Source organism: Gordonia sp. HS-NH1 (assembly GCF_001418765.1).
Taxonomy (GTDB): Bacteria; Actinomycetota; Actinomycetes; order Mycobacteriales; family Mycobacteriaceae; genus Gordonia.
In genome coordinates, this window is the sequence record NZ_LIYC01000036.1 from 17531 (window position 1) to 42812 (window position 25282).

Genomic DNA, 25282 nt, shown 5'->3' on the forward strand with positions numbered 1-25282 from the left:
GCCGGCCGTCCCAGGCGCGATCAAAATGGACAACGAACCGGACCCGATCCACCCGATTGCCGTATCGGCGTCGTGTCGCGATGCCATGGTGTACACGTGGATTCGACTCATCTGCCCGAACTCGTCGACCAGCTCCTCTCCTCCGCGCGTGAGGCGTCGAGCCGGCGAGCCTCTCATACGTTGCACGGCAACTCGTCTCGTCACCTGCGGCAGACGGTGATCGCACTGGTCGCGGGCGCCGCGCTGTCGGATCACGACAGTCCCACCGAGGCCACGGTGCAGGTCCTGCGCGGACGCGTCGTCCTGACCGAGGCGGATGGCGACCAGGGTGGCCGCTGGGAAGGTGCGCAGGGCGACCTGGTGACGATTCCCTCGAAACGCCATGGCCTGACCGCCGAAGAGGATTCCGCGATCCTGCTGACCGTCGCGACACGGTGACCGTGCCGATCACATTGGAGTTGTCCACATGCCACGAATGTATTCTGCGGAAACATTGTGCGCCGCATTTGATCGACTTTTCGATTCGCTAAGAAAGTTCGCCATACCGTCCGTAGGGTGACGCACATGGCCCGGTCTGACGACATCCAGGGCACCGCAGCCACAGCCCTGTTGGACATCGGAAAATTCTTCACCCGTTGGGACGAGACGGACGACCGTCGAGCGGTCTTCCGCGAGGGTGGCCGCGCAGGCGACGTGTTCTACCGCGATCGGTGGAGCCACGACAAGATCGTGCGCTCCACGCACGGGGTGAACTGCACGGGTTCCTGCTCCTGGAAGGTCTACGTCAAGGACGGCATCATCACCTGGGAGACCCAGGAGACCGACTATCCGTCGGTCGGCCCGGACCGTCCCGAGTACGAGCCGCGCGGGTGCCCGCGCGGGGCCGCCTTCTCGTGGTACACCTACTCCCCCACGCGCGTGCGGCATCCGTACGCGCGTGGTGTCCTCGTCGAGATGTACCGCGAGGCCAAGAAGCGCCTCCACGATCCCGTCGAGGCCTGGGCCGATGTGGTGGGCGATCCGCTTCGGCGGCGCTCGTATCAGCAGGCTCGCGGCAAGGGCGGACTGGTACGGGTGACCTGGGACGAGGCCATCGAGATGGCGGCCGCTGCACACGTGCACACGATCAAGACGTACGGCCCCGACCGCTGTGCGGGCTTCTCACCCATCCCGGCGATGTCGATGGTCAGCCACTGCGTCGGCACCCGGTTCATCCAGCTCATCGGCGGGGTGATGACGTCGTTCTACGACTGGTACGCCGACCTCCCGGTGGCGAGCCCGCAGGTCTTCGGCGACCAGACCGACGTTCCCGAATCCGGCGACTGGTGGGATGCGACCTACCTGATGATGTGGGGTTCCAACGTCCCCGTCACGCGGACCCCGGACGCCCACTGGATGGCCGAGGTGCGATACCGGGGCACCAAGGTGGTGACCGTCAGCCCCGACTACGCCGACAACACGAAGTTCGCCGACGAATGGCTGCCGGCCCAGGCCGGCACCGACGGCGCCCTCGCGATGGCGATGGGGCACGTCATCCTCACCGAGTTCTTCGTGCAGCGCTCGACCGGCTTCTTCGACGACTATGTGCGGCGTTACACCGACCTCCCGTTCCTGATCCATCTCGACGAGCAGGGCGACGAGCACCCGGGCCAGTTCGTCGCGGGAAAGTTCGTCACCGCCGACGAACTCGACGCGGGAGGCCGTGCACCCGCCGACGAGGACGTGTGGAAGACCGTCTTCTGGGACTCCGAGCAGGACGGACCGGTGATTCCCAACGGTTCGATGGGCTTCCGGTATGCCGAGTCGGGCAAGGGGCGGTGGAACCTCGATCTGGAGGGCGCGCGTCCGGCGCTGACCCTGCTCGGCGATGCCGCCGAGCCAGTCACCGTGGCCTTCCCCCTGTTCGACGCGCCCGACGGCAGCGGCTCGGTGGTCCGGCGCGGCGTTCCCGCGCGGCGCATCGGCGGTCGGCTCGTCACCACCGTCTACGACCTGATGCTCGCCCAGTACGGCGTCGCCCGCGACGGACTCCCCGGCGAGTGGCCCACCGGTTACGACGACGTCTCGGCGCCCTACACCCCGGCATGGCAGGCCGAGATCACCGGCGTCCCGGCGGCCGCCGCGATTCGCGTCGCGCGGGAGTTCGCCGCGAATGCCGAGGAGTCACAGGGCCGGTCGATGATCATCATGGGGGCCGGTATCTGCCAGTGGTTCCACGGCGACGCGACCTACCGCGCGATCCTGTCCCTGCTGATTCTCACCGGGTGCATGGGCCGCAACGGCGGAGGCTGGGCACACTACGTCGGACAGGAGAAATGCCGCCCGATCACCGGGTGGATCTCGCTGGCGAACGCCCTGGACTGGACGCGTCCGCCACGCACGATGACCGGTACGTCCTACTGGTACATGCACACCGGTCAGTGGCGGAACGACGGGTATTCGACGGCCTCACTCGCCTCTCCCCTCGCCCGCGGCACGATGGACCACGAACACACCGCCGACGCCATCGCACAGTCGGCACGACTCGGGTGGATGCCCTTCTATCCCCAGTTCTCCGCCAACCCGCTCGACGTCGGCGAGGCCGCGGCGGCTGCGATCGACGACGGTACGGCCACCGATGTCGCCGGCTACGTCGCCGAACGTCTGCAGAGCGGTGACCTGACCCCGGCGATCTCCGACGTCGACGCCCCGGAGAACTGGCCGCGGACGCTGGTGCTCTGGCGGTCGAACCTGCTCGGCTCGTCGGCCAAGGGCAACGAGTACTTCCTCCGCACGCTGCTCGGCACCCACCACAACGTCCTCGGCACGGAGAATCCCGACACACCGCGTCCCGCCGAGATCCGTTGGCGCGACGACATTCCCGAGGGCAAACTCGATCTGCTGCTGTCCGCGGACTTCCGGATGACCTCGACGACGCTGCTGTCCGACATCGTGCTCCCCGCGGCCACGTGGTACGAGAAGTACGACCTGTCGTCGACGGACATGCACCCGTTCGTCCACGCCTTCACCCCGGCGATCGACCCGCCGTGGGAGGCGAAGTCCGATTTCGAGTTGTTCCATCGGCTCGCACGCCGACTGTCCGAGATGGCCCGCACCCACCTGGGGACGCGCCACGACCTGGTGAGCGTGCCGCTGCAGCACGACACCCCCGGCGAGACGGCTCAACCGCACGGTCGGGTGGTCGACTGGCAGCGGGACGGAGCTCGCGGGCAGCCGGGCCGCAACATGCCCAATTTCAGTGTCGTCGAACGGGATTACACGACGATCGCGGACAAGCTGGCGACCGTCGGTCCACTGGCCGACTCGCTCGGTTTCACCGTCAAGAACGTCACCTACCCACTCGAGGAGCAGACGCGGCGACTCGCCGAATCCAACGGGGTGATGCTGGGCGGGGCCGGCGACGGCCGGCCGGCCATCGACACCGACGAGAAACTCGCCGAGGCCATCCTCACGCTGTCGGGTACCACGAACGGCGAACTCGCGGTTGCCGGTTTCGAGCAACTCCAGGAACGTGTCGGCGTGCGGCTCGACGATCTCGCACGCGGTTCCGAGGAGAAGCGGATCAGTTTCGCCGACACCCAGAAGGCACCGGTGCCGGTGATCACCTCCCCCGAGTGGTCGGGGTCGGAGACCGGCGGGCGCCGGTATGCGCCGTTCACCGTGAACATCGAACGCCTCAAGCCTTTTCACACCCTCACCGGACGGATGCACTTCTACCTCGATCACGACTGGATGATCGACATGGGCGAGTCGTTCCCCATCTACCTGCCGCCGCTGGACATGCACAGGCTGTTCGGCGAACCCAAACTCGGCCCCGACGGCTCCCGGGAGATCACGGTCCGCTACCTCACCCCGCACTCCAAATGGTCCATTCACAGTGAATACCAGGACAACCTGTTCATGCTGTCGCTGTCGCGGGGCGGCCCGACCGCGTGGCTCAGCCCCCAGGACGCGGCCTCGATCGAGGTGTCCGACAACGACTGGATCGAATGCGTCAACGCCAATGGGGTGTTCGTCTGCCGGGCGATCGTCAGTCACCGCATGCCGGCCGGGGTCTGCTACGTCCACCACGCGCAGGAACGCACCATCGACGTACCGAAGTCGGAGGCGACGGGACGCCGTGGCGGCATCCACAATTCACCGACGCGGTTGCTGGTGAAACCGACGCACCTCATCGGCGGGTACGCCCAGTTGTCCTACGCCTTCAACTATCTCGGTCCCACCGGCAATCAGCGCGACATGGTGTCGACGATCCGCAAACGCGCGCAGGAGGTGACGTACTGATGCGAGTGATGGCTCAGGTCGGGATGGTGATGAATCTCGACAAGTGCATCGGTTGCCACACCTGCTCGGTGACCTGCAAACAGGCGTGGACCAATCGATCGGGTACGGAGTACGTCTGGTTCAACAATGTCGAAACCCGCCCGGGACAGGGCTATCCGCGCCGTTACGAGGACCAGGACACGTGGCGTGGCGGTTGGCGGCTCAACCGCAACGGCAAGTTGCGACTCCGAGCCGGCGGACGACTGCAGAAACTGCTGACGCTCTTCGCGAGTCCGGTCCAACCCACCATCGACGACTATTACGAACCGTGGACGTATGACTACCAGACCCTGATCGACGCCCCGCTCGGCGACGACTTCCCCGTCGCCCGGCCCAAATCCTTGCTGACGGGCAAGGACACGAAGGTGACCTGGTCGGCGAACTGGGACGACAACCTCGGTGGCGGACCGGAACTCGCACCGCACGATCCCGTCGTCGAGAAGCTGCGACGCGAGTCCGAGGACGCCGTCAAGTTCGGCTTCGAGCAGACGTTCATGTTCTATCTGCCGCGGATCTGCGAGCACTGTCTCAATCCCAGCTGCATGGCGTCGTGCCCGTCCGGCGCGATCTACAAGCGCAGCGAGGACGGCATCGTGCTCGTCGACCAGGACCGCTGCCGCGGCTGGCGGCAGTGCATCACCGGATGTCCCTACAAGAAGATCTATTTCAACCACAAATCCGGCAAGGCCGAGAAGTGCACCCTCTGCTATCCGCGCATCGAGGTCGGTCAGCCGACGGTGTGTTCGGAGACATGCGTCGGTCGGCTGCGGTATCTCGGCATCTTCCTCTACGACGCCGACGCGGTGACCGCGGCGGCGTCGACCCCTGATGAACGAGATCTGTACGAGGCCCAGCTCGACCTGATGCTCGACCCCGAGGACCCGGAGGTCATCGCCGCGGCCACCGCCGACGGGATACCGGACGACTGGCTCGAGGCGGCACGTCGATCACCGGTCTACGCGCTGGCCAAGAAGTACAGGGTCGCACTCCCGCTGCACCCGGAATACCGCACCATGCCGATGGTCTGGTACGTACCGCCCTTGTCGCCGATCGTCGACCTGCTCACCGAACAGGGGCACGACGCCGAGAGTCCGGGAACACTGTTCGGCGCGATCGAGGCACTCCGGATCCCCGTCGAGTACCTGGCGGAGCTGTTCAGTGCGGGAGACACCGACGTCATCGACGGCGTGCTCCGGCGCCTGGCCGCGATGCGCGCCTACATGCGTGACGTCACCCTGGGCCGGGAGACCGACCCGGGCATCCCGGCCGCCGTGGGCATGGACGAGGAACAGGTCTACGAGATGTACCGCCTGATGGCGATCGCGAAATACGATGCTCGTTACGTGATTCCGACCGCCCACCTCGAGCAGGCCGAGAAGCTCGACGAGATGGCGTGCTCGCTGGACTACGAGGACGGACCGGGCATGTTCGACTCGTCGGCCTTCGGCGAGGCCAGTGGGCGGCCCGCACCGGTTTCGGTCGAAACCTTCCACGCGCTCAAACAGCGCCAGACCACCGACACCGCGGCGGGCGAGCACACGATGGCCGGCCGGACCAACCTGCTCAACTGGGACGGAAACGGCGTTCCCGCAGGCATGTTCCCCGAACGCGAACTCCGAGATGGCGGCGGTGCCCCGTGAAGGCCCTGCGCGCCCTCGACCGCCGTTCGGCCACCCGTCGACGGCAACCGGCCGACGCCCGCGTGATCCACCAGATCGCTTCGTGGTGCCTGAGTTATCCCGACGACGACGTCCTCGCACGAGTCGACCTGATGCGTGCCGCGCTCGACGAGCGCAACGAATACGCAGCGGCCCAACGGATGCGGATCACGGTCGATCACCTGGCGGCGGGCGATCCCGGGGACCTCCGACGCGAGTACATCGATCTGTTCGACCTGTCGAAGCGGCACACCCTCTACCTGTCGTACTGGACCGACGGCGACACCCGCCGGCGCGGCACCTCTCTCGGTGAGTTCAAGCAGGCCTACCGGGACAGCGGGTTCCTCGTCGATCTCCACGGGGAGCTGCCCGACCACCTGCCCATCGTGCTCGAGTTCAGCGCCCGCGCCGATCCGCAGCGCGGCGTCGAGATACTCGAGAAGCACCGTGCAGCACTCGAACTCATCAAGTTCTCACTGCTCGAACGCGAATCCCCGTATGCGGCGACGCTCGATGCCGTGTGCAGAACGCTGCCCAGTCCGTCTCCGCCGGACCGCGAATCGGCGATGGCGATGTCGCGGCCCGTCCCCACCGAGACGGTGGGACTCGAACCGTACGACCCGCGACTTCTGCCCCTGGACCCGACGTGACCCGCCACATGCCCGACCCGGCTTGACCGACCGACCGAACGAGAGGTGACGCGTGGACATCTTCCTGTGGGGCGTGGTGCCCTACGCGACGCTCGGACTGCTCATCGGCGGAACCATCTGGCGCTATCGCTACGACAAATTCGGATGGACGACGCGGTCGTCGGAGCTCTATGAGTCCCGGCTGTTGCGGATCGCCTCACCCCTGTTCCACTACGGCGTGCTCGTGGTGATCATCGGTCACGCGATCGGACTGCTGATCCCCGAGTCGTGGACCGAGGCCATCGGCGTCTCGGAGACCGTATACCACTGGGGCGCGGGCGGCTTCGGACTCTTCGCCGCGGTGGCGACACTCGTCGGGGTCGGCATGCTTGTGTACCGGCGACGCACGGTCGGGCCGGTGTTCATGGCGACCACACGCAACGACAAGGCGATGTACCTCGTCCTGGTCACGGCTCTGGTGGCGGGCACCTACATCACCCTGATCGGGACCTTCGATCCGCATGCCGAAGGAGTGGACTACCGCGAGACGGTGTCGCCGTGGTTCCGCTCACTGTTCGTCCTGCAGCCCGATGTCTCGGCGATGGCCGAGGCGCCGTTGCGCTTTCACGTGCACATCCTGATCGGGATGCTGCTCTTCGCGATGGTGCCGTTCACCAGGCTCGTGCACATCTTCACCGCTCCGGTGCACTACCTGTTCCGTCCCTACATCGTGTACCGCAGCCGCGACCAGAGGTCGATGCCGGGGAATCAGCCGTACCGCCCCGGATGGGCGCCCGTCGGAGTGAAGGACCGTGATCGATGACCACCGACACCACGACGACCGCCATCAGCTCGCGTGCGCAGACGACGAATCTCGCTCTGGCAACACTCGCGTTCACCATCAGCTTCTGGGCGTGGAATCTCATCGGCCCGCTGGGAGTCGTCTACACCGATCAGCTGGACCTCTCCGCGACGCAGAAGTCGGTGCTCGTCGCCATCCCCATCCTGGTCGGCTCGCTGGGCCGAATCCTCACCGGCGCACTCACCGACCGCTTCGGCGGTCGCCTCATGTTCACCGTGCTGCTGGTGGTCACCATCCCGTTCGTGCTGCTGGTCGCAGCCGCCGGGCATTTCGCGAGCTACCCGCTCCTGCTCGTCGCCGGATTCTTCCTCGGCGTCGGCGGTACCACGTTCGCCGTGGGCATCCCGTTCGTGAACGCGTGGTACGACAAGTCGCGGCGTGGCTTCGCCACCGGCGTCTTCGGGGCCGGGATGGGCGGGACCGCGCTGTCCGCCTTCTTCACCCCGCGATTCGTGTCGTGGTTCGGTTACATCGCCACACACCTGATCATCGCCGTGTCGCTGGCCGTGGTGGCGGTCATCTGCTGGCTGTTCATGCGGGACTCGCCCCGATGGACTCCTTCCCATGATTCGGTGGTGCCCAAGCTCATCGGCGCCGCGAAGCTTCCGGTCACCTGGCAGTTGGGCTTCCTCTACGCCGCCGCTTTCGGCGGGTTCGTCGCCTTCAGCACCTACCTGCCGACCTACCTCAAGGACGTGTACGACTTCGACCTACAGGCAGCCGGCACCCGTACGGCCGGGTTCGCGATCGCCGCCGTCATCGCGCGTCCGCTCGGCGGGATCCTGTCGGATCGGTTCGGGCCCCGCATCATCACCGTGATCTCGTGCGGCGGTGCCGCCGTGCTCGCCGTCTGGATGATCACGAAGCCACCACTGGAGATACCCGCCGGACTCGACTTCGTCCTGATGGCGGTCTGCATGGGGCTCGGTTCCGGGTCGGTCTTCAGCTGGGTCGCCCAGGCCGCCCCCGCCGAGCGGGTCGGCTCGGTCACCGGGATCGTGGGCGCGCTCGGTGGTCTCGGCGGATTCTTCCCACCCATGATCATGGGTGCCACCTACGACGCGACCACGCACAGTTACACGATCGGGCTCGCACTGCTCGTCGTGTTCGCCACGTGCGCGGCGTTGTTCACCGTGTTCGGTATCCGACGCACGGCGGACACCTGACCGCTCGCCTCCCGCCGCGGCGGCCCGAGGAGAATTGTCGGGGCCTCGTGTTCTGATGATCGCACCCGTCGAACAAAGGAGCGATCCATGTCAGACCACGCTGCCGCGATCCGAGGTCTGCCCCGGTGGCATCCCAATCCGCTCATCCGATCGACCATCGAGACCATCCGGCGCTGCGGCTGGCAGGTGACATCGGTCGGCGAGGTGGACGACGGGTTCGACATCCGGACCCGGTCCGGTGCCGAACAGTCTCTGCCGGAGTGCGGCTACTCCTATACCGCCGGACTGTCGCTGCACTCGATTCCCGAGCTCTCGATCTACGGTGTCGATCCGCTGACGGCAACCCACATCCTGAACGAGCTGGGCGCACTCCTGCACCGGGAAGACTGGCGGGATCTCGTCGCCGCGCAGACCGACATCCCGCTGCAGACGGTCGCCGTGACCGTTCGACTCATCGAGCAACTCGATCACGACGAGCTCCTCCTGGCCAATCTCCTGTTCCCGGACCATCCGAAACTCCAGGTCGTCTGGCCCGACGACCACGGCCACCTGCCGTGGGAAGACGGTTACACCCTGCTCCCGATGCATCAACCGGTGAAGGGGATGCCGCAGCTCCTCGATCCCCCGTTCGGGGAACCGCGCCTTCTCACAACCGAATACGGGCCGGACCGGGCCCGCCCACGAAAGGGTCGTCGTATCTCGGGTCACTGACCTGCGGCCGAGGGGGTCCGGCGGCGTCCGGGGCGAGGTGTGTCCGTGTTGCCCCGGACAAACGGACCTCCGAGGTGCCACCATGGATGGCCGGGGGCCAGAACAGACCACGGGGGCACGTGGAAAGGCAGGTCGGCGTGGCGTACCTCCCCGTCGTGGTCGCTGTCCTCGTCGCCCTGGTCCTCGCCGTCGCCTTCGTCGCCGTCATCTACCGGCGCCCGCAGCGCGGGCTCCTGGTGCTGGCCGCCCTCACACCCCTCGATGGCCTCCTCGACATCGCTCCGGTGCCCGGCATCGCCTCCGCGTGGAAAGAAGGCGTCCTCGCCCTCACCCTCATCTGCGCGGTCAACCGTCGCGTCCGGCCCACCGAGCGCACGGGCCCGCCGCTGCACATGCCGTGGTGGCCGGCCGCGGCCGTGCTGGTCGCGTTCGGGGTGGTCTCGGCGCTCTACGTCTACGGACCCATCGGGCTGTACGGCGTCAAGGTCACGTTCTTCTACCTGTTCGTGGTCCTCGCCCTCTGGCTGACCCCGTTCGACGCGCTCGATCGCGACCGGCTGGTCTCGATCATCATGGCGCTCGGTGTCCTCACCACCGTCGTGGGCATCGGGCAGCAGATCCTGGGTCCGGCGCGGCTGGTCGAACTCGGCTACACCTACGGCGAGCAGGTCCGGTCGAGCGGCCCGCTGTTCCGCACCTTCAGCACGTTCAATCAGCCCTTCGGCTTCGGACTCTTCGTCATGCTCGCCCTGCTGGTCGGCGGGGCGGTCGCCCTGTCCGACACCGGACGCCGGCGCAACCAGTTGTTCCTCGTCTGCTGGCCGGTCATGGCGATCACGATGGCCACGTCGGTGGTGCGGGCGGCGATCCTCGGCCTCGTCGTGGGGGTGGTCTGGCTCGCCGCACTGCGCTTTCGCCGCCTCATCGCCCCGCTCCTCGTACTCGGCGTCGTCGCCGTCATCTCGCTGCCGTTCCTGCCCTCGAGCATCACCAAGGTGTTCTTATCCTCGAGCAGCCTCAGTGAGCGTGGCTCCGGGTGGGGTGAGATCTTCGCGAGCATCGGGGTACACCCGCTCGGAACCGGTCTCGCGTCCAGCGGGTCGGCCGCCGACGCGCTGTCGGCAGCCCGGGGCGACACGTCCCAGACGATCACCGCGGGCGCCGGCGGTACCGTGCAGCAATTGTCGAAGAACTATCAGCCGGACAACTACTACGTGAAGCTCCTCCTCGAACTCGGGCCGATCGGATTGTGGTTGTTCCTGGCGCTGATCGTGACCGCGGTGATCTGGTGCGTGCAGTACTCGCGCCGGATGCCCGACCCGGATGGAGCCTTCGTCCTGGGTGTCAGTGCGTCAATGGTCGCGGCGATGGTGGCGTGCCTGGTGGCCACCTACTTCGAGATCTTCCCGCTCGACTTCTACTTCTGGTTACTGTTGGGAGCTGCTGGATGCGCGACGGCACAACACGAATCACGTACGGTGCGCTTGCACTTCGTCCCGGAGGGAGCGGAGTCCAGACCTACATCCGCGAACTCCTGAGGGCGCTGCCGAACCATCTGAACGGCACCCCCTTGTCCGCGGTAGTCCAGACGGACGCGGTCGGTGAACTGCCGGCGTCGATCGCACCGGTGGAGCGTCCGGTCGCCGACGGTGTCCGGCGCGCACTGTTCGGTGTACTGCCCACCCGGTCCGGCGGGGTGTTCCACGGCCTCGACGTCGACCTGCCGATCATCGGTCCGGACACGACGGTCGCGACCGTCCACGACCTGTCGGTGCTCGACATGCCGTCCGCGTCGAGCAGGTTCCGCGCCGCGGGCGAATCCGTACTCGTCCGCACGACACTTCGTCGTGCCGACGTCCTGATCGCCGTCTCCGAGTTCACCGCCGAACGGATCCGCGAGACGTGCGGGCGGGAGGCGTACGTCACCGAACTCGCGCCCGCCGAGTGGGCCCGGCCGCCGTCGGCCGCCGACGTCGAGCGCGTCCGGGCGAAATACGATCTGCCCGAACGCTTCGTGATGCAGATCGGCACCGTCGAACCCCGCAAGAACGTCGAGCTGGTGGCGGCGGTGGCGCGGCGCCTCGACATCCCGTGTGTGCTGGGCGGCGCCGGTTCGACGGGGCCCGATGCGCCCTCGTCGGCGGTGGGGCTCGGCTACGTCGACGTCGAGGACCTGCCGTCGCTCTACGCCGCGGCGACCGTGACCGCCTACGCCTCCTTCTACGAGGGCTACGGCCTGCCACCGGTCGAGGCGATGGCCTGTCGGGGCGCCGTCGTCGCGAGCGCGGTCGGCGCGCTTCCGCAGGTCGTGGGGAACGGCGCGACCCTGGTCGAGGGCCACGACGAGGACGACTGGGTCCGCGCCGTCGAACCCCTCGTCCGCGACGATGCCGCCCGCGCCGAGCTCGTCGCCGCCGGTACCGCGGTCGCGTCGGCGCTGAGCTGGGACACCACCGCCGGCCGGACGGTCGAGGCCTACCGCGCTGCGGGCATCGACCCACCCGCTCCGGGGGTGCCGTGAGCCCTGATGTCACCGGCCCACTGCCGTCCGACGTGGTGATCGAACAGCAGGCCGAAGCCGAATGGCAGACCCGGGCGACCGGCGCCGGGAGCGGGCCGAAGACCGCGCCAACCGACGACACCGGCCCGCACCCCGCCTCGGATGCGCGGGCCGCCACCCGGGCGACGATCGCGATGCTGGTGAGTCGCCTTGTGATCGCCGCGCTCGGCTGGGCCGGAAGCGTTCTCGTCGCGCGCACCCTGTCTCCGGAGGACTGGGGCACCTATTCGTTCGTGTTCGCCCTGCTCGGTCTGACCGCGATCTTCACCGATCTGGGGGTCGGCCGCGCGGTGATGGCCCGGCTCATCTCCGACGATCCCGACGACGTGGCGAAGACATCGTCGGCGTTCATCGCACTACGGGTGGTACTCGGCTTCCTCGGCTACCTGATCGCCGTCGCCTACGTGATCGTGCTGCAGTACCCCGGTGACGTCATCCGCGCGACCGCCGTCGCGGGTCTCGTCGTCGTGTTCGCCACGCCCGCACAGGCACTCACGGTCATCTTCCAGAGCAGGCACCGCCTCCTGCTCACCGCCATCGCCGAGAGCCTGGGGCAGGTGTTGCAGCTGGCCCTGACGATCGCCGCCGTATTGGTCGCGCCGGTGCTGCTGGTGTTCGTCCTCGCCCCGGTCGCGAACGAGATCCTCTCGCTGATCATCAAGGTCGTCGGCATCATGCGCCGGTCGTCGGGGCTGCGGCCGTCGCGGATCGTCGAATGGTCGCGCTGGAAACCGATGCTCTCCGACGCGCTTCCGCTGGCACTCGGTCTCGCGCTGACCATCGCACTGCAGAAGGTCGACGTCCTGCTGCTGAGCCTGCTCGACTCGCTCGACGCGGTCGGCATCTACAGCATCGGGTACAAGTTCTCCGACATCATGGACACCCTCATCCTCGCCGCGATCGGCCCCGTCAGCACTCTGCTGGTGGCCGCGTGGCCGAGCCAACCGGCGGTCCTGCGTCAGCGATGCCGAAGTGCGGCCGCCGTCTTCGCCGCGAGTGGCGCGGTCGCCGTGGCCGCCTTCTGGCCGAGCGCCGGGCCCATCATCGGACTCCTGTACGGCGACCGGTTCGTCGTCGGTGCGAACGCCGCCCGGTTCCTCGTCCTGGGCGCGGCGATCACCGCCTTCATCGTGCTCGGCATCTTCCTGCTGGCGTCGACCGGTCACGCGAACCGCTACCCGTGGATCGCGGTCGGCGGAGTGGCCCTCAACGTCGGACTCAACGTCGCCCTCATCCCGCGGTACTCCTACGACGGAGCGGCCGTCGCCACCGTGATCACCTTCGCCGTCGCGGCGGTGGCGCTCTGGGTGGTGATCGGCCGGACACTGCCGATCACCGGTCTGCTCCCGCTCGGCACGCTCATCGTGTTGATCGCGCTCACCGCGGCATCCTGCGCACTCGGGGTCCGGTTGACGGATTCGGTGCCGTGGCCGGTCGTCTCGGCCGGCGCGGCGCTGATCGTCGCCGGGCCCGCCGTCCTGCTGATCCGGGCGGCGACCGCGCCTCCCGGCCGACACACGAAGGTGGTCCGATGACCGGTTCCGCATCTGAGCGCACGATCGTCTTCGTCGCGCACACCGGCCAGGTCTCCGGGGCGGAGAAGGTGATGCTCGATCTGATCGACGTCGCAGTCGATCGTGGTCACCCCGTGCGGGTCGTCAGTCCCGACGGTCCGCTGCCCGGACGACTCCCGGCCGGGGTGGACCACGTGGCCATCCCCCCGCTCGGTCTGAGTGGGGAGCGCGGCCTGGCACGTCTCGCGGGTGCGGGCCGGCTCGTGCTCGATTGGATACGGGCCGGGCGCATCCTGCGCCGGGTATCACGGCCCGCCGGCACGTCGACCATCGTCAACTCGTTGTTCGCACTCCCCGCCGCACGCATCGCGCGACCCGCGGGAAGGATCTCCTGGCTCGTGCACGACACCCTTTCGTCGGGCCGGCAACACGCGGTCGTCCGCGCCGGCGCACCGGTGATCAGGCGCGCGGTGGCGGTGTCGGAGGCGACCGCGGCACCTCTCACCGAACTCGGCCTGCCGGTCGTCGTCGCCCACAACGGGGTGACCTGGCCGGTCCCCGCCCTCCCGACCGATCTGCACGACCCGCCGGTCGTCGGCATGCTGGCCCTGCTCACGCCCTGGAAGGGGCATGCCGTCGCGCTCGACGCCGTCGCCGCGCTACCGGATGTCGAACTCGAGTTCGCCGGCGGATCGTTCCCCGGTGACGCCGATCATGTTGCCGCGCTACGAGATCGGGCCGGAAAACCAGATCTCGCCGGCCGCGTCCGGTTCCTCGGCCACACCGACCTGCGGACCGCGCTGCAGCGGTGGGATGTGGTGCTCTCGGCGAGTGTGACGCCGGAGGCCGGGCCGCTGTCGGTACTCGAGGCGATGGCCTTCGGAAAACCCGTGATCGGGACCGACCACGGCGGCACCACCGAGTTCCTGCGCAACGGTGCCGGGGTCCTCGTCCCGCCGTCGGATCCCCCCGCGCTCACCGCGGCGATCGGACGCGTCCTCGACGACGCCGACCTCCGCCGCTCGTTGATCGCAGAGGCTCGGCGCCGTATCGCGGACGGACACGACAAATCGGCGACCTTACCGCGTATGCTCGACGAGTTGTTGTCCGGCCGAGAAGAAGTCCGCGGCCGGCACCTGTGACGCGCGATGCGCATCTCGTCAGATAGGCACCATCCATGACACGGTCCCTGCACGGTCGGGCCACCCGATCGGCACTCACGTACGTGTGCATCCTCGTTGCAACCCTCACCGCCATCGTATGGGTGCGCAGCGACGCCCATTCGGCACCGGCCGCGTGCTCACTCGCGGGTGGCGATCACAAGGTGGCGGCCTCCCCCGGAGCCGCTCTGCTCGCCGCGTCCGACGCCGATCTGAACCGAGAGCTGTCGGTGGCCAAGGATCTCGGCATGTGGGCGGTGCGCCTCGACGTCGACTGGTCGGTCGTCGAACCCCGCCGCGGCCAACGCAACTGGGCCCCCGTCGACCGGGTGGTCAACGCCGTCGTCGCCCACGGCATGTGCCCGCTGGGCCTGGTGACCTACACCCCGTTGTGGGCAGCGCGCGCGTCCGACTTCCCACGCAACAGTCACTACCGCCCGGCCGACCCCAACGTCTTCGCCTCCTTCGCCGCGGCGGCGGCGCAGCGGTACGCCGAATCGATAGCGGTCTGGGAGATCTGGAACGAGCCGAACCTGGCGAACTACTGGCTTCCGCGTGCGAACGCAGGAGAGTACGGCCGCCTGCTCGCCGCGTCGTACGCGGCCATCAAGAGCGCGGTCCCGGGCGCCGCAGTGGTCTCCGGTGGTCTCGCGCCGGGCGTCGACAACGGCCGCGACATCGCGCCGTTGACATTCGTGCGCACCATGTACCAGAGCGGGTTCAACCGGTCTCTGGATGCGCTGGGCGTGCATCCTTACACCTATCCGGCGCTGCCCAACGACCCGGCCGCGGCGTCGTGGAGCACCGCGGCGCGGATGTGGGACATGCGCGATGTGATGGTCGCGGCGGGTGACGGCGACAAGAAGATCTGGATGACCGAGTTCGGCGCGCCGACCGGTACCGGCACCAACGCGGTCTCCGAAGACGTTCAGGCGCAGAGCATCGCGATCGCCATCGGCGCCCAGACCGACGCGCCGTGGCTGGGGCCGTTGTTCGTGTACTCGCTGCGGGACGCCGGCACCGACCCGAACAATCTCGAACACAACTTCGGACTGGTACGACGCGACTGGTCTCCGAAGCAGGCGTACACGATGCTCGCGTCGCGATGACCGGCGAGATCGGCTGTCGCCCACACGCCACGCCCGTCCGCCTCGACCACCGTCATCCGGGTCGTTGGCTATGGTGAACTGACAGCTGATCGAGCACTGCACTGTCCGGGGATGGTCGGGGGGTATCCGACACCACAGGAGTTACGCGCGTGACCTCCAGCTTCGATGCCGCCGGGCGACGCGATGCGCCGCCCTCGGTCGACCTGTTCGGGCACTTCCGTGATCTCATCCGCGTAGCCGTCCCCGCGATCCTGATCGGCATCATCGTCGGCGCCTCGGTGTTCGCTTTGCGGACCGCACTTGTCCCGAAGGAGTATTCGGCCACGGTCGTCACCGAGATCACGCCCGCAGGCACGATCATCCCCGGCGACGCATTCGTCGAACAGTTACGTGCCCCGTTCGTGGCGCTGTCCACCGACGAGAACGTCCTGCAGCAGGTGCTGACCCAAGTCGACACCGGGTGGACCACAGGCGAGTTGAGCTCGCATGTCACCACGACTCCGGGCACGGCACCCACGCTGTTGGACTTCACCGCCACGGCGCCGACGAGCCAGCAGGCCGAAGACGTCGCCCGCGCGATGGTCACCGCGATCTCCGCCGCATCCCTCTCCACCCATGCGCGCGACATCACCCGGCAGATCGACCAGCTGCGCGCGCAGGTGACCGCCGAGCGCGTCCGCAACCGCGCGCTGCCCGACCGTAGTGACGCGAAGGTCGAATCGGATGCCACCCTCGCCGATCTGGACTCCCAGCTCACCCGCCTGCAGAACTCGTCGACGGACACGCTGACGATCCTCGCGGCACCGTCGGCGAGCGAGGTTCCCGTCAGCCCCAAGCCCGCACAGGAGGGCGCGGTCGCCGGGATCGCCGCGACGATCATCGCGGCCGAACTGCTGGTGCTGTTCCGTGGGCGGGTCGGCCGTAAACCGAATCCGATCTGGGCGCGCCGCGCCGCGCACCGGTACGGCGCGCAACTCACCTACGGACGGCGAGGTGAACCGGCGTTGCCGTCGACGCTGCTGCCCGCGTTCGCACAGCGTCACCGCCGAGCACAGATCGCACTGATCCTCACCGGTGAGCACGTCGACGCCGATCGCCTGGTCGGCGATCTCGTCCCGCCCGCGGACGACGCGGCGACCGGGCATCATCTGCGCGTCGCGCAGCACCCTCTCACCGACGCCTGGTGGCAGCGCGTCGACCCGGGAGACCTCACGCTCGCCGTCGTCGTCGTGTCGTCGTCCGGGCGCGATCGCAAGGCCGCCGACCAGGCCCTGTCCCAGCTCGCGACCATCGGGTCGACCCGACATCTGATCGTGCAGCGCACGGGGAAGCAACCTTCCGCGCCTGCCTTGTCCAGCCCCGCCGACGCGGTACCCGACGAGAGCGTCGGGGGCGAGACCGCCGGGGACAGCGCAGCACCCAGAACCGAGGCCGCCACACCCATGTCACCTGCCGCATCGCATGACGATCCCGGAACGACATCACACGATTCCGACCGGTTCCGAACCGCTTCGGGAGATGTGGGCAGCAATGCCCGGTGACCGCATCGCCGTCGTCCACGAACGACTCACCGAGATAGCCGGATCCGAGCACGTCGTCGAACAGCTGGCCGCGACGTGGCCACGCGTCGAGGTCCATGCGCCGATCGCCCGGCCCGCGGGTGTCCCGGCCGGGTTGACCGAGCCGCCCATCACCTCGTCGCTGAATCGTGCCTACCGCCTGCTCGGTGAACGCAGCTACGCGCCGCTGCTCCCGCTGATGCCGCTGGCGTTCCGGCGGATGCCGTTACGGGATGCCGACGCGGTCGTCACCAGCCATCACGCCTTCGCCACGCAGGCGGTGCACGCGACGCAGGCCCCCGTCATCGCCTACGTGCACAGTCCGGCCCGCTGGGCGTGGGACCCGTCGCTGCGGGCCGGCGAAGGTGGTGGCGCCGCCGGCGCCGCGATCCTGTCGGCGCTGTCGGTCGCCGCCCGGCGCTGTGAGGTAGGGGCCGCTCCCCGCCTGCACACCGTCGTCGCGAACTCCTCCGCGGTCGCCGAGCGCATCCGCGAGCACTGGGGACGCGAATCGGTCGTCGTGCACCCACCGGTCGACCTCGACGGCTTCACCCCCGATCCCGCCGTCCCCCGCGAGGACTTCTACCTCCTCGCCGGCCGGCTGGTCCCGTACAAGCGGCCCGACCTCGCGATCGCGGCCGCCGCCCGCGCCGACGTGCGGCTCGTGGTCGCCGGGGACGGCCGGGCCATGGAGCAGTGCCGAGAACTCGCCGGGCCGAAGACGACGTTCCTCGGCCGCGTCCCCCACGACACCCTGCTGAACCTGCACCGGAGCGCCCGAGCGGTCCTGATGCCGGGGATCGAGGATTTCGGGATCGTGCCCGTCGAGGCGATGGCCACCGGCACCCCCGTCATCGCGCTCGGGGAGGGCGGCGCGATCGACACCGTCGTGCCCGGCTCGACCGGTCTGCTCATCGAACCGGGCAGCGACGACGAGATCGTCGAGCGTCTGGCGGCCTCGTTGCGCGACTTCGACGTCGACGACTACGACCGTTCCGAGATCCGGGCCTGGGCCGAACGGTTCCGGCGCGAACGGTTCCGCGACGAGATGCGCGAGGTCGTCGATGCGGCGATCTAGGAACCCCGGGGCAGCCGGGCTCCAGCGCGCTTCCGTCCTGGACCGTGCGCTGGCCACGTCCCGCACGATCTCGGTGACCGGTCCGATGGCGCCGCTGGACCTCGATGTCATCCGCAGCCGCCTGGCACGGGCGTGGACGCCGAACTCGAGACTCAGCCTCGTCCCCGACCCGGCGTCGGCCACCTGGGCGCACGACGTCGAGACCCGGCCGCAGGTCTGCGAACGTCCCGACCTCGCCGACCTGCCGGTCGGCGACATCATGACGCACCTGCGCAATCGTCCTGAACCGCTGCCCCGGCTCGAGGTGCTGGTGTGCGGGCAGTGGCTGGTCATCGACCACACCCACGGGATGGGTGACGGCCGCCTCGGCGTCGAACAGATCGCCGGTGTGGCCAGCCGCCACGAGTTCCCGATGACCGAACGCTTCGAACGGTCGTTGCCGTCCGACGCGGCGTGGCAGGCACTGCGCCGGCACGTGCTGCGGCATCCGCGACGTCTTCGCGACATCGTGCGCCTGCGCGCAGCCAACGCCGCGCCGCCCACCGACGCACCTTTGCGCACGATCACCGACTGGCGCTCCACCCGCTGCGCCGTCACCGCCGCGATGCGTCCGGGTCAGACCGCCGAACTCAAGCGTGCGATCGCCGACACGGGCGTCCGGATGTCGTCGGCGGCGGTGACCGTCGGACTGTGGCGCGCCGCGCTGGCCGCGCAGGGCGTACCCCTCGACGACCGCACCCAGATCCTCTTCGACTGCCGCCGCTATCTCGACGCCGAGCACGCCGAGGACCACGGGAACTTCGCCGTGGGCATCCCGCTGCTCTTCCCGCCCGACGCGACGCCGATGGAGATCGGGGACCGTATCCGCGCGGTCGCCGAATCCGGCTGGCCCGCGGCCATCCTGGCCGCCGGTGAACTGCGGATGCGGCTGCGCCCGTCGACACCGGGCGAGGGCACGGTCCCATCCCGGGTCGAGGTGCCCGACCGGTTACGTCTGTCGGTCAGCGATCTGGGCCGGGTCGGGATCTTCGGCGACCTGCCGTGGGAGCCCGCATCGGCGTCGCACCACCTGTTCGCCTACGTCGAACCCGACGGGCCGGACGCGGCGAGCATGCTCGTCAGCGAGATCGACGGTTCACGGAGCTTCACGACGACGTTCTGCAGCGACTTCGTCGGGCGCCCGGTGATCGAAGCGGCCCTCGACCACCTCTGTGAGGATCCGGTGTCGCTGCTGGATCGACTGCTCACACGGTCATGACGGTGGCGGCGCGGCACGTCGGGCGCACGCCCGTGCTCGTGGCCCTCCTCGTCGTCACCGTGCTGGTCGCCGCCGCGTGCTCGTCGGCTCCCGGTCCTGCCTCCGACGGCGGGTCGCGAGAGTTCGCGGCACCGGTCGGGGCATCGGCGGGCGACCTCGTCGGCGCACCCGTACCGACCGACGCCTACATCGCGCTGCGGCGCCTCGTCGATCGCACCGTTCGCTTCCGCTATCTGTCGACCGATCCGGCCGGCGATCGACTGGTTCCGGTCTCGGCCGCGGCCTTCGTGCCGCGCGGCCGCGCACCGGCTGGTGGCCGGGAGATCCTGGCGGTCGGGCACCCGACGACCGGCACCGCGGGCAACTGCGCCCCCTCGCTCTACGGGAACCTGCTGGGCACCATCGATCTCATCGCGTCGCTGCTCGAGCAGGGTTTCGTCGTCGTGCAGACCGACTACCAGGGACTCGGAACCCCTGGACCCCACCGCTATCTCGACCCGGCGCCGGCCGCCGACAACATCATCGATTCGGTCCGGGCGACCCGCACGGTCGTCGACGGCACGAGCGACCGGTGGTGGGGTTTCGGGGTGTCGCAGGGCGGTCATGCGGTGTTCCACGCCAACGAGATCGCGGACACCTACGGTCGTGGGCTACGCCTGCGCGGCACGGTGAGCATGAGTCCCGCGCTCGACGTCGCGCCGCTGGCGGACTCGATGGCCGCCGGCACCCTCACGCCCGAGCAGATCGCGTTCCTCCCGCTCGTACTGACCGGGCTGAAGACGATCCACCCCGAACTGGTCATCGACGACTACGTCCACGGACCGCTGCAACAGGCCTTCGGGGTGTTCCTCGAGTGCAACGACGCCGCGCTCGTGCAGAAACAGGCCGTCGTCGAACGGACCCGACCCGAGGACTACCGGCCGGTCGACGACGCGGCCACCGAGGCCCTCCGGACGTGGCTGCGCGAGGTGAGTCTGCCCCGGGGGCGGGCATCGGCCCCGATGCTCGTGGCCTACAGCGACTCCGACGATGTCATCCCGGCCCCGTGGACCGCGGCGGCCATCGACCGGGCCTGCCGTCTGGGTGATGACATCACTGCGCTCAGGGTCCGCAACCAGCCGCACGGCATACTCGACATCGGTTCCGCGGCCACCGACTGGGTCGGCGCCGTGCGATCAGGACAGCGACCGCCGAACACGTGCGCGTGAGCTGGATGTTCTGCCCGGTCGAACCGGGCTGCGAGAGGAGTGACGATGAGCGCGAACACCGAGGACGGTGACAACACGGTGAACCCCGTCGACGACCCCACTCCCGACCCCACTCCCGACTCCGAGACGACCGCGGACGCCGACCAGCTGGCCGCGCTCTTCGACACCTCACCCGAGGCCGGCCTTCTCGCCGTGCTCGAGGCGGTCCGCGGGCGCAATCCCGACATGGCCAGGTCGCTCCACGCGGTCCTGTCCGATCCCGAGCGCATGCGCGCCCTGAAGGACAGCGGGCTCCTCGACGACCCGCCGACCCACGGCCTCGACGAGACCATCCGACTCACGATCGACGCCGTGGGCGTTCCCCATGTCGCCGTCAATCTCATCACCCCCGAGGAACAGGCAACTGCGGCGATCGCGTTCCGGTCCGGGACACCCGACGGCCCCAGCACCCGGACGCTGGTCAACTCGCTCTGCGTCCTTCCGGTGGTCAGCGGCTCACCCCTCATCATCGACGACATCGCCGACCACGCCCTCCTCGCCGACCACCCGACCGCCGTCAGCGGCGAGGTGACCGCCTACCTCGGCATCCCGCTCGCCGACGACGACGGACATGTCATCGGCACGTTCTGCGCCTGGGATTCCGAACCGCACCACTGGTCCTCCGCGGAGGTACAACTCATGTCCGATCTCTCGATCCTGGTTCAGGAGCTCATCTTCGGGAAGTGAGCGCCCCCCCGATGCCTGCTGACCTGCCGGTGAGCATCCGATGCCCAACACGTGGCCGGTAGGCGCACGCGAGACGGTCCGGTGCACCTACAATCGTCGGCACGGGGGCTGTTCGGATGGAGTGGACTTGTCGACCCGTGTTTCGCAGGCCGAGATCCCGCAGACGACGACGCGCGCCCCGGTGCCCGCGACCGCGGGAACGAGACGCACTTTCCATGAGCTGATCCGCGACGATCCCCTGAGCACGATCGTCACCGTGTCGATCGACGTGGTCTCCGCGTCGATCGCAGTGGCCATGGGGATCTGGTGGGTCAACAGCGGCGCCGGCGCGAGCCCGCCGCTCTGGACGCTCGTCCTCTTCGTGCCGATCCTCGTCGTCATCTTCACGTTGCGCGGGGTGTACCGGCGAGGACTCAACCGCCGCTTCCTCGACGAGGTCGGCGGGGTGATGACCGGGTGCACGATCGCCGCGATAATCCTGCTCTGCTCGCTGCTCCTCTCCTTCTCCGACGACCGGCCCGGCGCCGCGGTCACCAAGGTGTGGGTGTCGGCGCTGTTCTGGGTTCCGTTCGGCCGTCTCATCCGCGACACCATCCAGCGGAGTCTGCGCAGGAGCGGCCACCTGCTGTCCCCCACCTTGATCATCGGCGACGGGCCGATCACCGCACAGGTCGTGGGCCGCATGGTGTCGGCACCCGAGCACGGCCTCCGACCGGTGGGGATCCTGGCGGCCGGCGCGCCGCCCCGCGCCGATCGGGACGAGGGCCCGACCAACGAGATCGCGCAGCTCGGTGGAGTGGACGAACTCGACCAGGCGATCCGTGCCACGAAGGCCGAGGTACTGGTGGTGGCCTTCGCGGTCACCAATGTCGAAAGACTCACCGCCGCTGTCCGTATCGCCCATCGGCACGGCGTCAAGGTGTGGATCGTGCCGCGGATGTTCGACGTCGTCGGTCGACGCAGCAGGGTGGACCACATCGGCGGCCTGCCCTTGATGTCGGTCCCACACACCAACCCGCGCGGGTGGCAGTACCGGACCAAACACATCGGCGACCGGGTGGCCGGGGCCCTGATCCTGGCAGCGATCTCACCGCTGTTCCTCACCCTCATGCTGCTGGTCCGGTTGAGCTCACCCGGGCCGATCTTCTTCGCGCAACCGCGAGTGGGTCGCAACGCGCGGGTGTTCGACTGCCTGAAGTTCCGTTCGATGCGGCCCGAGGACCCCGACGCGGAGAAGTTCCGCCCCACCGAGGGCAGCGCTCCCGGTGGCGTCGAGGGGGTCGACCGGCGCACCAAGATCGGCAAGATCATGCGTTCGACGTCGATGGACGAACTGCCCCAGTTGCTCAACGTGATCCGCGGGGACATGAGTCTCGTCGGTCCACGACCCGAGCGTCCCGAGTACGTCTCGTTGTTCGAGGTGCAGATCCGGCGGTACGGCGAACGCCACCGGGTGAAAGCCGGGGTCACCGGGTGGGCGCAGGTGCACGGCCTTCGCGGCCAGACCTCGATCGCCGACCGCGCCGAGTGGGACAACTACTACATCGAGAACTGGTCGCTGTGGCTCGACATCAAGATCCTGCTCCTGACCGTGCTGGCGGTGCTGAAGAAGGCGGAGTGAGGCTGGGCCACACCCAGATCAGACGACGCGCACTCAAGGCGAGGGACGCCGGGTGTCATAACCCGCGCGATAAGGCATGCGCCCCCGATCATCCCGGACGGTGACGATCAGGGTGCGGGTGACGACGGCGAGCAGGATGATCCCGCTGACGATGGCAAGGACCAGTGCGGTCATGGCGACCTCCTGACGCTCGAACACGGTGTGCCGGCGATTCATTCGCCGATCACGTGATGGTGGAGGATGCCGGCGGGCATCCGTGGACTCGATTGCCCGCTCATGGTGTCGCGACGGCGCCTGCCGGCGCCACTGGTTTTTCTCGGCGGTCACCCCGCACCTGTCGGGTTCGGGCGATATGGTCGGCAGCGATGAACATCCGCCCGTCCGCACTCGACGCGGCTGTGCGTCCCGGACACGTGCTGAGGGTCGACGACGTCGACGGCGTCGCGCTGGCCGACCTCGTCGACTCGGTCTCTGTCGAGCTCCCGGTGTTCCTGGACCACCGCGGGCCAGGGGATCGCACCGCCAAGGACGTCGTCCGCGAGATCCTCGACGCACTGGAGGAGATCGTCGGCGCTCTCTTTCCCGACTGGCTCCCTGGCCACGAGTCGGACCTGCCGATCGACGCCGACGACGCCGAGCAACTGGCGCGCGCACTGTGCCGGCAGAACGGCTTCCCCTCGCCTGCTGTCATTCACCTGGCCCGTGCGGCCGCCGGCGCGCGTCGCCCGGGTTCGGATCCCGCCGACGACGCCAGGGCGGGCGCGCTGACGTTCCTCTTGCGGCAGGGGTACGGTCGCGATTCCGTCGTCCTGGCTGTGCGCGCCGACGCGGCACTGCCCGACCGCGCCCAGCGAGCCGCAGCTGCCGCCTATGAGTGGCTGGCGGACCACGCGAACCTCACCGTCTGGCTGACCGCCGACGCTTTACCCGCCGTCACCCGGGTGCCCTCCATGCGGATCGGGATCATCCCCGGCGGCGAGCGCATCGACCCGACCCGGCCCGCGGACGTGCCCGTTGACCCGTCACCGGCGTCGGCGCTGCCCGTGCTCATCGTGTCCCGCCCATCGGGAAGACCGGCACCGCACAGCGCGGCCGAGCAGACCCTCGAGCGTGCTCTCGCGAATGCGCCGTGGGCGCGCGACCGCCAGTGGAACCGGAGTCCACGGGACCTCGACCCGCTGGACCCCGCGGTGATCGTCGACCTGCTGTGGTCGAGGGAACGGGTCGTCGTGGAGGTCGACGGCGCAGATCACCGCGGCCCGGTAAAGTACGCGCGAGATCGACGTCGCGACAACATGCTTCAGCGTGCCGGGTACCTCGTTCTGCGGTACACGAACGACCACGTTCTCGATGACACGGCCCTCGTCGTCGCAGAATTGGCCGCCGTGATCAGCGGACGCTCCCGTCCTACGGCACCATCGCGACCGACGTCTACCCATCCCCCTACGACCCACGAGGAGAATCCGTGGACCACGCCCAGCTGACGCCGATCCAGAGTGCGGCGCTGTTCGTCCTGCTGGCCGAGTCCCGTGAGCTCTCCAACCCCGAGCTCAAAGAGTTCGGTCCCGCGCTCGACAAACAAGCCCGGGACCATCTCAACGCGCTCGGGCTCGTCGACTCGCGGATCGGCGCGCGCCGCGCCTGGTTCCACACACTGACCGACCGCGGCTGGGCCTGGTGTGCGGCAGAACTGGTCTCTGAGCCACCCAAGCGATCGACCGCGCCGACGAAAGCGATGTACTCGGTTCTCGCCGGCCTCGCCCGATACCTCGACGACGAGGACCTTCGCCTGCACGAAGTATTCGGACGTCCCCGGCGGGCGAACCACGAGGACACCGTCACTCGGATCGCGTCCGAGCCCGTGTCCCTCACCGTTGATCCCCGCGATCAGATCGCGGCCGCCTACCACGCTCGGGCTGCCGCTGCGGGGGACTTCGTCCTCGTCACCGATCTCCGCGCCGATCTCCCCGGCATCAGCGACGAGATCTTCGACACCACGATGGTCGAGTTCCAGCGCGAGCCCGGCGTCAGCCTCATCCCCCAGGAAGATCAGGCGCTGCTGACCCCCGCCGACCGGGCGGCTGCCGTGGTGGTGGGCACGCAGCCGTGCCACCTCTTCGCGATCGAGGAGATCTGATCC

Annotated in this window: 21 protein-coding genes; 20 read left to right on the forward strand and 1 reads right to left on the reverse strand. The window is 68.6% G+C overall.

The genetic code is table 11. The features are described from left to right. Window positions 1-96: 96 nt before the first annotated feature. The 18 genes from AMD30_RS19375 (at window position 97) to AMD30_RS19460 (ending at window position 23142) form a co-directional block, all read left to right on the forward strand. Window positions 97-438 carry a cupin domain-containing protein gene (locus AMD30_RS19375; RefSeq protein ID WP_055476743.1) on the forward strand — a complete coding sequence of 114 codons (342 nt, stop codon included), beginning with the start codon at window positions 97-99 and terminating at the stop codon, window positions 436-438. A 126-nt stretch (window positions 439-564) separates the two neighbouring features. Beyond that, a complete protein-coding gene (locus AMD30_RS19380) occupies window positions 565-4284 on the forward strand; it encodes a nitrate reductase subunit alpha (RefSeq protein ID WP_055476761.1) in 3720 nt (1239 codons plus the stop codon). Beyond that, window positions 4284-5963, forward strand: a complete 1680-nt coding sequence (gene narH / locus AMD30_RS19385) for a nitrate reductase subunit beta (protein ID WP_055476744.1) — start codon at window positions 4284-4286, stop codon at window positions 5961-5963. Before AMD30_RS19380 ends, narH begins: the two co-directional genes overlap by 1 nt. Further along, window positions 5960-6631 (forward strand): nitrate reductase molybdenum cofactor assembly chaperone, encoded by a 672-nt coding sequence (gene narJ / locus AMD30_RS19390; RefSeq protein ID WP_055476745.1) that lies wholly within the window; start codon window positions 5960-5962, stop codon window positions 6629-6631. Before narH ends, narJ begins: the two co-directional genes overlap by 4 nt. 52 nt (window positions 6632-6683) lie before the next feature. Beyond that, window positions 6684-7433: a respiratory nitrate reductase subunit gamma gene (narI, locus tag AMD30_RS19395; RefSeq protein ID WP_055476746.1), complete on the forward strand. Its 750-nt coding sequence runs from the start codon at window positions 6684-6686 to the stop codon at window positions 7431-7433. Beyond that, window positions 7430-8638 (forward strand): nitrate/nitrite transporter, encoded by a 1209-nt coding sequence (locus tag AMD30_RS19400; RefSeq protein ID WP_055476747.1) that lies wholly within the window; start codon window positions 7430-7432, stop codon window positions 8636-8638. The genes narI and AMD30_RS19400 overlap by 4 nt, the downstream gene beginning before the upstream one ends. An 87-nt stretch (window positions 8639-8725) precedes the next feature. Then, a complete protein-coding gene (locus AMD30_RS19405) occupies window positions 8726-9349 on the forward strand; it encodes a DUF4262 domain-containing protein (RefSeq protein ID WP_014927817.1) in 624 nt (207 codons plus the stop codon). A gap of 137 nt (window positions 9350-9486) precedes the next feature. Continuing rightward, window positions 9487-10887 (forward strand): O-antigen ligase family protein, encoded by a 1401-nt coding sequence (locus AMD30_RS19410; protein WP_197282811.1) that lies wholly within the window; start codon window positions 9487-9489, stop codon window positions 10885-10887. A gap of 32 nt (window positions 10888-10919) precedes the next feature. After that, window positions 10920-11870: a glycosyltransferase family 4 protein gene (locus AMD30_RS19415; protein ID WP_084817321.1), complete on the forward strand. Its 951-nt coding sequence runs from the start codon at window positions 10920-10922 to the stop codon at window positions 11868-11870. Next, window positions 11867-13444, forward strand: coding sequence for an oligosaccharide flippase family protein (locus AMD30_RS19420; protein ID WP_055476750.1), 1578 nt, complete (start codon window positions 11867-11869; stop codon window positions 13442-13444). The genes AMD30_RS19415 and AMD30_RS19420 overlap by 4 nt, the downstream gene beginning before the upstream one ends. Next, the gene (locus AMD30_RS19425) at window positions 13441-14565 is read left to right on the forward strand and encodes a glycosyltransferase family 4 protein (protein WP_055476751.1); all 1125 of its coding nucleotides are present in this window, start codon (window positions 13441-13443) and stop codon (window positions 14563-14565) included. The genes AMD30_RS19420 and AMD30_RS19425 overlap by 4 nt, the downstream gene beginning before the upstream one ends. 35 nt (window positions 14566-14600) lie before the next feature. Beyond that, window positions 14601-15692: a cellulase family glycosylhydrolase gene (locus AMD30_RS19430; protein ID WP_055476752.1), complete on the forward strand. Its 1092-nt coding sequence runs from the start codon at window positions 14601-14603 to the stop codon at window positions 15690-15692. A gap of 149 nt (window positions 15693-15841) precedes the next feature. Further along, window positions 15842-17233, forward strand: coding sequence for a hypothetical protein (locus AMD30_RS19435; protein ID WP_055476753.1), 1392 nt, complete (start codon window positions 15842-15844; stop codon window positions 17231-17233). Beyond that, entirely contained in the window at window positions 17223-18329 is a 1107-nt protein-coding gene (locus AMD30_RS19440) for a glycosyltransferase (RefSeq protein WP_055476754.1), read from the forward strand. Before AMD30_RS19435 ends, AMD30_RS19440 begins: the two co-directional genes overlap by 11 nt. Next, a complete protein-coding gene (locus tag AMD30_RS19445) occupies window positions 18316-19587 on the forward strand; it encodes a hypothetical protein (RefSeq protein WP_035717178.1) in 1272 nt (423 codons plus the stop codon). Before AMD30_RS19440 ends, AMD30_RS19445 begins: the two co-directional genes overlap by 14 nt. Then, window positions 19584-20795 (forward strand): lipase family protein, encoded by a 1212-nt coding sequence (locus AMD30_RS19450; protein ID WP_055476755.1) that lies wholly within the window; start codon window positions 19584-19586, stop codon window positions 20793-20795. The genes AMD30_RS19445 and AMD30_RS19450 overlap by 4 nt, the downstream gene beginning before the upstream one ends. Window positions 20796-20840: 45 nt before the next feature. Next, the gene (locus AMD30_RS19455) at window positions 20841-21521 is read left to right on the forward strand and encodes a GAF domain-containing protein (protein ID WP_055476762.1); all 681 of its coding nucleotides are present in this window, start codon (window positions 20841-20843) and stop codon (window positions 21519-21521) included. A 127-nt stretch (window positions 21522-21648) separates the two neighbouring features. Further along, window positions 21649-23142: a sugar transferase gene (locus AMD30_RS19460; RefSeq protein WP_055476763.1), complete on the forward strand. Its 1494-nt coding sequence runs from the start codon at window positions 21649-21651 to the stop codon at window positions 23140-23142. Between the two features lie 33 nt (window positions 23143-23175). On the opposite strand, the gene AMD30_RS19465 is transcribed toward AMD30_RS19460, so the two are convergent. Next, complete coding sequence (locus tag AMD30_RS19465; protein WP_014927829.1) at window positions 23176-23316, reverse strand: hypothetical protein; 141 nt, start codon at window positions 23314-23316, stop codon at window positions 23176-23178. Between the two features lie 191 nt (window positions 23317-23507). On the opposite strand from AMD30_RS19465, the gene AMD30_RS19470 reads away from it, so the two are divergent. Beyond that, on the forward strand, window positions 23508-24626 hold the full coding sequence (locus tag AMD30_RS19470; protein ID WP_055476757.1) for an endonuclease domain-containing protein: 1119 nt from the start codon (window positions 23508-23510) through the stop codon (window positions 24624-24626). Beyond that, window positions 24608-25279 (forward strand): hypothetical protein, encoded by a 672-nt coding sequence (locus AMD30_RS19475; RefSeq protein WP_055476758.1) that lies wholly within the window; start codon window positions 24608-24610, stop codon window positions 25277-25279. Before AMD30_RS19470 ends, AMD30_RS19475 begins: the two co-directional genes overlap by 19 nt. Window positions 25280-25282: the final 3 nt, after the last annotated feature.

Excerpts from the sequence above, each read along its gene's own strand:
- AMD30_RS19380 (WP_055476761.1), top strand. The coding sequence starts at position 565 with ATGGCCCGGTCTGACGACATCCAGGGCACCGCAGCCACAGCCCTGTTG.
- narH (WP_055476744.1), top strand. The coding sequence starts at position 4,284 with ATGCGAGTGATGGCTCAGGTCGGGATGGTGATGAATCTCGACAAGTGC.
- AMD30_RS19400 (WP_055476747.1), top strand. The coding sequence starts at position 7,430 with ATGACCACCGACACCACGACGACCGCCATCAGCTCGCGTGCGCAGACG.
- AMD30_RS19405 (WP_014927817.1), top strand. The coding sequence starts at position 8,726 with ATGTCAGACCACGCTGCCGCGATCCGAGGTCTGCCCCGGTGGCATCCC.
- AMD30_RS19425 (WP_055476751.1), top strand. The coding sequence starts at position 13,441 with ATGACCGGTTCCGCATCTGAGCGCACGATCGTCTTCGTCGCGCACACC.
- AMD30_RS19430 (WP_055476752.1), top strand. The coding sequence starts at position 14,601 with ATGACACGGTCCCTGCACGGTCGGGCCACCCGATCGGCACTCACGTAC.
- AMD30_RS19440 (WP_055476754.1), top strand. The coding sequence starts at position 17,223 with ATGCCCGGTGACCGCATCGCCGTCGTCCACGAACGACTCACCGAGATA.
- AMD30_RS19445 (WP_035717178.1), top strand. The coding sequence starts at position 18,316 with ATGCGGCGATCTAGGAACCCCGGGGCAGCCGGGCTCCAGCGCGCTTCC.
- AMD30_RS19450 (WP_055476755.1), top strand. The coding sequence starts at position 19,584 with ATGACGGTGGCGGCGCGGCACGTCGGGCGCACGCCCGTGCTCGTGGCC.
- AMD30_RS19455 (WP_055476762.1), top strand. The coding sequence starts at position 20,841 with ATGAGCGCGAACACCGAGGACGGTGACAACACGGTGAACCCCGTCGAC.
- AMD30_RS19465 (WP_014927829.1), bottom strand. The coding sequence starts at position 23,316 with ATGACCGCACTGGTCCTTGCCATCGTCAGCGGGATCATCCTGCTCGCC.
- AMD30_RS19470 (WP_055476757.1), top strand. The coding sequence starts at position 23,508 with ATGAACATCCGCCCGTCCGCACTCGACGCGGCTGTGCGTCCCGGACAC.